Origin of the sequence: Kurthia zopfii, from assembly GCF_003143955.1 — a bacterium.
GTDB classification, from domain to species: Bacteria; Bacillota; Bacilli; order Bacillales_A; family Planococcaceae; genus Kurthia; species Kurthia zopfii.
On the sequence record NZ_QFVS01000002.1, the window covers coordinates 118,947 to 126,939 of the forward strand.

At 40.2% G+C, this 7,993-nt stretch carries 6 protein-coding genes, 24 tRNA genes and 2 rRNA genes; 3 read left to right on the forward strand and 29 right to left on the reverse strand.

The features are described 5' to 3' along the window. The first annotated feature begins 46 nt into the window (after positions 1-46). Positions 47-739 (forward strand): B3/B4 domain-containing protein, encoded by a 693-nt coding sequence (locus DF281_RS01535; RefSeq protein ID WP_109348497.1) that lies wholly within the window; start codon positions 47-49, stop codon positions 737-739. Between the two features lie 38 nt (positions 740-777). Here the strand turns inward: DF281_RS01535 and DF281_RS01540 are convergent, their stop codons facing one another. Further along, on the reverse strand, positions 778-1,698 hold the full coding sequence (locus DF281_RS01540; protein ID WP_109348498.1) for a S66 peptidase family protein: 921 nt from the start codon (positions 1,696-1,698) through the stop codon (positions 778-780). A gap of 138 nt (positions 1,699-1,836) precedes the next feature. On the opposite strand from DF281_RS01540, the gene DF281_RS01545 reads away from it, so the two are divergent. After that, the gene (locus tag DF281_RS01545; RefSeq protein ID WP_109348507.1) at positions 1,837-2,394 is read left to right on the forward strand and encodes a DNA-3-methyladenine glycosylase I; all 558 of its coding nucleotides are present in this window, start codon (positions 1,837-1,839) and stop codon (positions 2,392-2,394) included. A 45-nt stretch (positions 2,395-2,439) separates the two neighbouring features. On the opposite strand, the gene DF281_RS01550 is transcribed toward DF281_RS01545, so the two are convergent. Beyond that, entirely contained in the window at positions 2,440-3,111 is a 672-nt protein-coding gene (locus DF281_RS01550; protein ID WP_109348499.1) for a TetR/AcrR family transcriptional regulator, read from the reverse strand. A gap of 124 nt (positions 3,112-3,235) precedes the next feature. Here DF281_RS01550 and DF281_RS01555 point away from each other — a divergent pair, with 124 nt between their 5' ends. Continuing rightward, a complete protein-coding gene (locus DF281_RS01555; RefSeq protein ID WP_109348500.1) occupies positions 3,236-4,588 on the forward strand; it encodes an MATE family efflux transporter in 1,353 nt (450 codons plus the stop codon). A 165-nt stretch (positions 4,589-4,753) separates the two neighbouring features. Here DF281_RS01555 and DF281_RS01560 read toward each other — a convergent pair whose 3' ends face one another. The 27 genes from DF281_RS01560 to DF281_RS01690 form a co-directional block, all read right to left on the reverse strand. Beyond that, complete coding sequence (locus DF281_RS01560; RefSeq protein WP_109348501.1) at positions 4,754-4,963, reverse strand: hypothetical protein; 210 nt, start codon at positions 4,961-4,963, stop codon at positions 4,754-4,756. A gap of 223 nt (positions 4,964-5,186) precedes the next feature. After that, a tRNA-Leu gene (locus DF281_RS01565) sits at positions 5,187-5,268 on the reverse strand. Between the two features lie 31 nt (positions 5,269-5,299). After that, a tRNA-Cys gene (locus tag DF281_RS01570) sits at positions 5,300-5,373 on the reverse strand. A 24-nt stretch (positions 5,374-5,397) separates the two neighbouring features. After that, positions 5,398-5,472, reverse strand: a tRNA-Gly gene (locus DF281_RS01575). 4 nt (positions 5,473-5,476) lie between these two features. After that, a tRNA-Gln gene (locus DF281_RS01580) sits at positions 5,477-5,551 on the reverse strand. Between the two features lie 7 nt (positions 5,552-5,558). Continuing rightward, a tRNA-His gene (locus tag DF281_RS01585) sits at positions 5,559-5,634 on the reverse strand. Between the two features lie 49 nt (positions 5,635-5,683). Continuing rightward, a tRNA-His gene (locus tag DF281_RS01590) sits at positions 5,684-5,759 on the reverse strand. A gap of 31 nt (positions 5,760-5,790) precedes the next feature. Continuing rightward, positions 5,791-5,864 (reverse strand) — tRNA-Trp (locus tag DF281_RS01595). A gap of 12 nt (positions 5,865-5,876) precedes the next feature. Next, positions 5,877-5,960, reverse strand: a tRNA-Tyr gene (locus DF281_RS01600). 7 nt (positions 5,961-5,967) lie between these two features. Further along, positions 5,968-6,043: transfer RNA gene (locus DF281_RS01605), tRNA-Thr, on the reverse strand. Between the two features lie 9 nt (positions 6,044-6,052). After that, positions 6,053-6,128: transfer RNA gene (locus DF281_RS01610), tRNA-Phe, on the reverse strand. Positions 6,129-6,163: 35 nt separating this feature from the next. Further along, positions 6,164-6,240: transfer RNA gene (locus DF281_RS01615), tRNA-Asp, on the reverse strand. A gap of 2 nt (positions 6,241-6,242) precedes the next feature. Beyond that, a tRNA-Met gene (locus DF281_RS01620) sits at positions 6,243-6,319 on the reverse strand. Positions 6,320-6,402: 83 nt separating this feature from the next. Next, positions 6,403-6,495, reverse strand: a tRNA-Ser gene (locus DF281_RS01625). 22 nt (positions 6,496-6,517) lie between these two features. Further along, positions 6,518-6,594: transfer RNA gene (locus tag DF281_RS01630), tRNA-Ile, on the reverse strand. 15 nt (positions 6,595-6,609) lie between these two features. Continuing rightward, positions 6,610-6,683: transfer RNA gene (locus DF281_RS01635), tRNA-Met, on the reverse strand. A gap of 27 nt (positions 6,684-6,710) precedes the next feature. Further along, a tRNA-Ala gene (locus DF281_RS01640) sits at positions 6,711-6,786 on the reverse strand. Positions 6,787-6,825: 39 nt separating this feature from the next. Then, positions 6,826-6,902 (reverse strand) — tRNA-Pro (locus tag DF281_RS01645). Positions 6,903-6,908: 6 nt separating this feature from the next. Beyond that, positions 6,909-6,985: transfer RNA gene (locus DF281_RS01650), tRNA-Arg, on the reverse strand. Positions 6,986-7,024: 39 nt separating this feature from the next. After that, positions 7,025-7,113, reverse strand: a tRNA-Leu gene (locus DF281_RS01655). A 4-nt stretch (positions 7,114-7,117) separates the two neighbouring features. Further along, positions 7,118-7,192: transfer RNA gene (locus tag DF281_RS01660), tRNA-Gly, on the reverse strand. Positions 7,193-7,239: 47 nt separating this feature from the next. Continuing rightward, positions 7,240-7,324: transfer RNA gene (locus DF281_RS01665), tRNA-Leu, on the reverse strand. Positions 7,325-7,358: 34 nt separating this feature from the next. Continuing rightward, a tRNA-Lys gene (locus tag DF281_RS01670) sits at positions 7,359-7,434 on the reverse strand. Positions 7,435-7,442: 8 nt separating this feature from the next. After that, positions 7,443-7,518 (reverse strand) — tRNA-Thr (locus DF281_RS01675). Positions 7,519-7,539: 21 nt separating this feature from the next. After that, a tRNA-Val gene (locus tag DF281_RS01680) sits at positions 7,540-7,615 on the reverse strand. A 13-nt stretch (positions 7,616-7,628) separates the two neighbouring features. Further along, a 5S ribosomal RNA gene (gene rrf, locus DF281_RS01685) occupies positions 7,629-7,744 on the reverse strand. Positions 7,745-7,880: 136 nt separating this feature from the next. Next, positions 7,881-7,993: ribosomal RNA gene (locus DF281_RS01690) — 23S ribosomal RNA — on the reverse strand; the annotation flags it as partial.

Genomic DNA, 7,993 nt, shown 5'->3' on the forward strand with positions numbered 1-7,993 from the left:
CTTCTCTATGATACAATTGGAAAAAATGAACAGATAGGTGATCAAAATGACGACTTTTCAACTAAATGAACAATTAACCAATAGTGTGTCTGATTTTAAAATCGGCATGATCCATTATACCAAAATTATCGTTGGAGAATCGCCTCAAATGATTAAAGGTCGCACACAGTTATATCAAGAGAATTTATTTTTAGATTTACAAGATGTGCCTGTTACCGAAAAAGCAGGCGTTCGTGAATGGCGTGAAGTATGGAAGAAGCTTGGCGCAGACCCAAATCGCTACCGTCATTCAGCAGAAGCTTTATTGCGTAGAATTTCCAAACAAAATTATATTCAGCCATTTCATTCGGCTGTCGATTTGAATAATTTCTTCTCACTTCAATATGAGATTCCGGTCGGTATTTATGATGCCGCTAAAATCGAAGGCGATGTGACGATTACACTTGGTAATGAGCAAACGACTTATGAAGGTTTGAACGGACGTGACATTACATTAAAATCAATTCCTGTAAGCGTAGATGCAGTTGGACCATTCGGTAGCCCATTTGTTGATAGTAAGCGCACAGCCGTTTCTGAGGCAACTACAGAAGCGATTCAACTATTTTATTTACGTCCATCACTTTCCGAAGAAGAGTGTCGCCAACTTTTAGATTCTGCTGGCAATATGTTCATGCAAATTCACGGCGGTGAATATTCAGTTCAATTGCTGACGAAATCCAAAAATGAAATAACAATTTAACTCCAAAAAGAACACGACATCACGTCGTGTTCTTTTTTCTACTCTACACCTGGTAAAAACGCTAAGTATTTGTCATCGGCATTTAAAATTACATCAACGCCTAATGGAATACCTACATTTAGATCTTCATGGCCAAATTTAAAACCACTTACGACAGGTTTATTGAAATCTTTAAAGTAACTTTCGAATACCGCTTCAACTGTAGGTGAATTTTTATATTCAACTGGTTCTGTTCCAGTAAAGCTACCAATTACGACACCGGCACATTGTTCTAACTTACGTGCCATGCGTAATTGATTAAGCATCGCGTCAATATGAGCAGGTTCTTGCCCAACATCTTCAATAAGCAATACTTTATTCGCAACATCTAATTCGAATTTCGTACCTAGCGATTGGCAAATCAATGTTAGATTACCACCAACAATCATACCTCGAACTTGCCCACCGCTTATCGTTGTTAGCGGTGAGATTTTCTCATCATATACGATTTCAGCTGGGCTGAAAAGTTGTTCAAACATAAGCAATGAGCGTTCATGTACGTCTTCTCTTCCAAGTGCTGATAAAGTCGGTCCGTGGAAAGTCACAATATTACTTAACTGGCCCATCGCTGTGTGTAAAAATGTAATATCTGAGAATCCCCAAAATATTTTCGGATTTTCCTCTAACAAAATATAATCAATTTTATCTGCGATTCTTGCTGATCCATAACCACCGCTCGAACAAATTATCGCCTTGATTTCTGGATTTTGAATCATTTGATGCACATCATGAAGACGAATTGAATCTGTGCCTGCTAAATAATAATTTTTCGCTGTAACACTTTCACCAATTACACATTCTAAGCCAAGGCTTTCCAAAAACTTGATTGATTTTTCTAGGCGTGCTTTATTCGGTGGACTTGCTGGTGCAACGATTCCGACTTGATCACCTTTTTGTAATCTCTCTGGTCTTGTTCTCATCTATTAAAAACTCCTTTATAAATCAGTTCGTTCCTTCATTGTATAACACTTTAGTAGGCTTCACCAATTGATTGCCACTCAAGTTCTATTTCTGTTACAATAAGAACATACATTCTATATGGAGGCGATTTAATGACGATTACGAGATGCTCTTGGGCAAATGTGAGTGAACTTGACCAAAAATACCATGACGAAGAGTGGGGTGTTCCTCTTTCGAATGACGCAGATTGGTTCGAGACAATGATTTTAGAAAGTATGCAAGCAGGCTTGAGTTGGGCAACAATCCTTAAAAAACGCGAAACGATGCGTGAAGCCTTTGACCAGTTTGACTACGAAAAAATCGCACTTTATTCAGAAGAACGTGTCGAAGAACTTTTACAAAACCCAGGAATCATTCGCCACCGAGGAAAAATCAATGCGACGATTAATAATGCTAAATTATTTATGGAAATTCAAAAGGAATTCGGTAGTTTTAATACTTTCATCTGGGATTATGTCGGTGGTTCACCTATACATAACCACTTCCAAACTTTAGCTGATGTACCAGCTACTACAGAACTTTCTACACAACTAGGTAAGGATCTTAAAAAACGAGGCTTCAAGTTTCTCGGGCCAACTACAATCTATGCTTTCATGCAAGCTTCAGGCATTGTAGACGATCATGTTGCTGAATGTTTTAAATACAATCCTCACTAATAAAAGTTACGCCACTATTCCTTTACGGAGCAATGGCGTAACTTTTTATTTTCGATTCAACACTTGTTCGACCCCAAGTAAAATAACATTCAAGCCAAACTCAAATGATTCATCCGTTCCCATCACTTCAAAAGTGCCACTCGTAAATAAATTACGGAATAAACCTGCCTCTTCTTCACTCATCGAATCTAATCTTTCCAGCATTTCTTCTTCCGGTTCAATCTCATCTTTCGCGACCATTTCCTGCACATTTCGCTCATGTTGTTCATGATCCAATACAAAGTAATACACATAGTTTATAAGCGTCGTCACAACTTGGAATTTCTGCGCTTCTGTTAAATCTGTATTTTCCACACATTGCAACATTCGATTTGAAAAACGAATAATATCCTTTTCATGTGGTAGCGTCATCATCATGATTTCTGTCGAACATGGATACTCGCTCAATACTTTTCGTGTCACATTAGCAAGCTCCGTCAACTGTTCCTTCCACTCACCATCCGACTTCATACCTTCTAAAATTAAGCCCGATATTTGATTCGCCATCCCCTGATAAAGATGCTGCTTACTTTTAAAATACCAATATAGAGAAGGCGCTTGAATACCAATTCGAGTCGCCAATTTTCGCATACTAAATTTTTCAAGCCCCTCTTCACTAAGTAATTCCCATGATGATTGCAAAATCTTTTCCTCTGAAATTTGTGGTTGTTTCTTCATTTGGACAGCCCTTTCTATCTAACACTGTAAGTTTATACTTTACAACTTCTTAACTTCATGATAACATCTAACACTGTTAGGTTCAATCTTACACCGTTAGATAAAACATGAAAGAAGTGATTATATGGATTCAAACAATCTTTATTATTTTGAAGAAGCACCCATCAAGAAAGCAATCCCTCATTTTGCGCTCCCTATGATTCTCGGAACATCAATGAGCGTAATTTACTCAGTATTAAATGCTTATTTCCTCGGCACATTACATGATTCAACAATGCTCACTGCACTCGCATTAACTTTACCTCTGTTCGCTATTATTATGGCACTTGGTCATTTAGTTGGCGTAGGTGGTGGCGCATTTATTTCCAGACTACTAGGTGAAAAACGATACGATGTTGTGAAATCAGTATCTTCATTCACAATCTATATTAGTTTAGCTTTTGGTATTTTGTTCATTGCAGTTGCACTACCCTTTATGGATCAAATCGTTTCAGCATTAGGCGCAACCCCACAGTCATTTGAATATACAAAAGACTATATTTTCATTATGATTCTCGGTTCACCAATCGTTATTTTATTTTTCAACTTAGAAAATTTAATTCGATCAGAAGGCGCAGCAATGACTTCTATGATTGGTATGATCATCAGTGTCATCGTTAATATCATTTTAGATATTATCGCAATTTATGTACTTCATTGGGGTGTGACAGGTGTCGCAATCGCTACAGTAGTTGCAAACTTAGTAGCCTGCATCTATTTCGCTTATCATATTCAACGCAAATCAGAATTTTTAACATTGTCATTCAAATGGTTCAAAGCTTCGAAAGAAATTGTTTCCAATGTATTTAAAATTGGTGTACCAGTCTTCATTATGAGTATCTTTTTAGGTGCAATGGCATTAGTTTTAAATAAATTCTTAGTAGAGTATGGAGATCAAGCAGTAGCCGCATATGGACTATCCTCTCGCCTCTTACAACTTCCTGAATTCATTCTTATGGGATTATGTGAAGGGATTGTTCCATTAATCGCCTTTACGTACACAGCGAATAAATTACGGATGAAACAAACAATCAGCTTTACGATAAAAATCATCGCTGTACTCGCAATCGTATTCGGCGTACTTGTTTATTCTATTTCTGATTCACTAATTGGCTTATTTACAACGGATCCTCAATTAATCGAGATGGGCAGCTATATTTTACACGTTACATTCCTTTCATTATTAATTACAGGCTTCACAACACTGTTCACAGGTATTTTCCAAGCAACAGGACAAGGTACAGCTGCTCTAGTAATGTCATTGATTCAAGGTGTCATTTTAATCCCTACATTATTTATCGCGAACCATTCATTTGGTTTCCACGGTGTTGTATGGTCCCTAGTCATCGCAGAAGCTATCTCATTCCTTGTTGGGGCATTAATGCTCTATCTACTACGAAACAAGTTAGAACCCGATATGGACGAAATTATGGGCTAATTCTCGCATTAATAAAAGCTTGATCTAATTGATCAAGCTTTTTATTATGATTTCGCTATCAACTATTCTTTTCTATCTTACATTTGGATAGTTCCATACAGTTTTATGGCAAGGCTGAATATAAAATAGTAGAGTACAGTTAATCTTTCAAACTATTTTAATTGGCTAATTTCTTTCAATCATCGTTGAAAGAAATAACGAAGACTTCTGCCGAAAAACAAGTGTGAAGCAATCGTTATTTATGAATGATTCATTCATAAATTGTTTTAAGCCCCCCAACATTAATAATAGAACCTGATTGACGCAATTCGTAACGAAGTGGATATTTGAGCCTTGAATATCTAGTAAATTTCGAATATCATGGTTAATAGACAAGTGATTTTCCCCCTTAGTTTATGGTTTCGAGACTTTTATTCTATAGGGAAACTCACTTGTTTTCTATTTTTTTGAATAAAAATAACGTTCATGAAGTTTCCGCACCGATCTGATGAGAGATCGGTGCTTTTTTCTTCACCAACGTTATTTATTGTAGAAACATAAAAAAACCACCCTTCCGAAGAAGAATGGTTATATAAGTTGAAATGAGATGAAGCTAAGATACCGGTGGTCGGGATCGAACCGACACTTCGTTAGAAACACGATTTTGAGTCGTGCGCGTCTGCCAATTCCGCCACACCGGCATAATAAAGGCAAATTTTTTGTAAAAAAAAATGGAGGCGGCAACCGGATTTGAACCGGTGGTAGAGGTGTTGCAGACCTGTGCCTTACCACTTGGCTATGCCGCCATCTCATTATTTGTTTAAAGAATATGGAGCGGAAGACGAGGTTCGAACTCGCGACCCCCACCTTGGCAAGGTGATGTTCTACCACTGAACTACTTCCGCAAAATGGCTGGGATACCTGGATTCGAACCAGGGCGTGACGGAATCAAAATCCGTTGCCTTACCGCTTGGCTATATCCCAAAAATAATGGGGCGAATGATGGGAATCGAACCCACGAATGCCTGAACCACAATCAGGTGTGTTAACCACTTCACCACAATCGCCATTATTAGTATTACTTAAATATGTCTCTAATTAAAAAAAAATAAAAAATGGGGCGACTGATGGGAATCGAACCCACGAATGCCTGAACCACAATCAGGTGTGTTAACCACTTCACCACAATCGCCATTATTATTAATTTTAATTAAATTTTAAATTGGCAGGGGCAGTAGGAATCGAACCCACACCAAAGGTTTTGGAGACCTGTATTCTACCGTTAAACTATGCCCCTAAATTAAAAAAATGGTGGAGGGGGGCAGATTCGAACTGCCGAACCCTAAGGAGCGGATTTACAGTCCGCCGCGTTTAGCCACTTCGCTACCCCTCCAAAAAGATGGTGCCGGCGAAAGGAGTCGAACCCTCGACCTACTGATTACAAGTCAGTTGCTCTACCAACTGAGCTACACCGGCGTATTATTATGGTGGGTCGGGACGGAATCGAACCGCCGACACTTAGAGCTTCAATCTAATGCTCTACCAACTGAGCTACCGACCCATAATAATGTTGAAAGCTTATTTTTTTATAAAAAATGGCGGTCCGGACGGGACTCGAACCCGCGACCTCCTGCGTGACAGGCAGGCATTCTAACCAGCTGAACTACCGGACCATTGGTTGCGGGGACAGGATTTGAACCTGCGACCTTCGGGTTATGAGCCCGACGAGCTACCGAACTGCTCCACCCCGCGATAATGTTATATGAAATTTCTTTTGATTTGCTACTATTATGAAATTTCTTTTTTAAATCAGTCACTTTAAGATATTTTGAAAATGGAGGAGGAAGAGGGATTCGAACCCCCGCGCGGTATGACCCGCCTGTTGGTTTTCAAGACCAATCCCTTCAGCCAGACTTGGGTATTCCTCCGTAATATAATATATAGTATCTTTGGTGGACCTTGCAGGACTCGAACCTGCGACCGGACGGTTATGAGCCGTCTGCTCTAACCAACTGAGCTAAAGGTCCTTTAGATTAATAGTATGGCGGCCGAGGGGATCGAACCCCCGACCTCCCGGGTATGAACCGGACGCTCTAGCCAGCTGAGCTAGGCCGCCATAATAATATTGGTTAAAGTTTTAAATTGGTGGAGCCTAGCGGGATCGAACCGCTGACCTCCTGCGTGCAAGGCAGGCGCTCTCCCAGCTGAGCTAAGGCCCCAATATAGTAATGGGTATTTGAAAATGGGTATTTTTTTAATGGTCGGAATGACAGGATTCGAACCTGCGACCCCTTGGTCCCAAACCAAGTGCTCTACCAAGCTGAGCTACATTCCGATTTAGTGGTGCGCCCAGCAGAAGTCGAATCCACAACCTTCTGATCCGTAGTCAGACGCTCTATCCAATTGAGCTATGGGCGCAAAAATAATATATTAAGTTACTTTAATTTTGAAATTAAATGGTGCCGAGGGCCGGAATCGAACCGGCACGATGATCACTCACCGCAGGATTTTAAGTCCTGTGCGTCTGCCAGTTCCGCCACCCCGGCATATTGGAGCGGAAGACGAGGTTCGAACTCGCGACCCCCACCTTGGCAAGGTGATGTTCTACCACTGAACTACTTCCGCAATATGCTAGATTTTTATAATCTGACAAGTATATATAATTGTAATAATGGTGCGGGTGAAGGGAGTCGAACCCCCACGCCTCGCGGCGCTAGATCCTAAGTCTAGTGCGTCTGCCAATTCCGCCACACCCGCATTATTGTAAATCTTTAGGCATTTTTTAAATAAATGGTGAGTCATGCAGGATTCGAACCTGCGACCCTCTGATTAAAAGTCAGATGCTCTACCAACTGAGCTAATGACTCACTATGAATGGTGCCGGCGAAAGGAGTCGAACCCTCGACCTACTGATTACAAGTCAGTTGCTCTACCAACTGAGCTACACCGGCGTATTTCAAAGTGAAAAAATATGGTGGAGGATGACGGGATCGAACCGCCGACCCCCTGCTTGTAAGGCAGGTGCTCTCCCAGCTGAGCTAATCCTCCATTATTATATATAGCCCGGCGATGTCCTACTCTCACAGGAGGAAACCTCCAACTACCATCGGCGCTAAAGAGCTTAACTTCCGTGTTCGACATGGGAACGGGTGTGACCTCTTTGCCATCATTACCAGACTATATTTCTTAAGGAATTCCTTAAGGACAAGAATTATTATATCATGATAACGTTTGAAAGTCAACCGTTATTTTAGAAATTTTTTATTCTTTCAAAACTGGATAAACGGTTCATTGATAATTTTTTGTAACAATTGTGGTTAAGTCCTCGATCTATTAGTATTCGTCAGCTCCATATGTCACCATACTTCCACCTCGAACCTATCTACCTTGTCGTCTTCAAGGGATCTTACTTACTTGCGTAATGGG

Coding starts and splice junctions, on each gene's coding strand:
- DF281_RS01535 (WP_109348497.1), top strand. CDS start 47: ATGACGACTTTTCAACTAAATGAACAATTAACCAATAGTGTGTCTGAT.
- DF281_RS01540 (WP_109348498.1), bottom strand. CDS start 1,698: ATGAGAACAAGACCAGAGAGATTACAAAAAGGTGATCAAGTCGGAATC.
- DF281_RS01550 (WP_109348499.1), bottom strand. CDS start 3,111: ATGAAGAAACAACCACAAATTTCAGAGGAAAAGATTTTGCAATCATCA.
- DF281_RS01555 (WP_109348500.1), top strand. CDS start 3,236: ATGGATTCAAACAATCTTTATTATTTTGAAGAAGCACCCATCAAGAAA.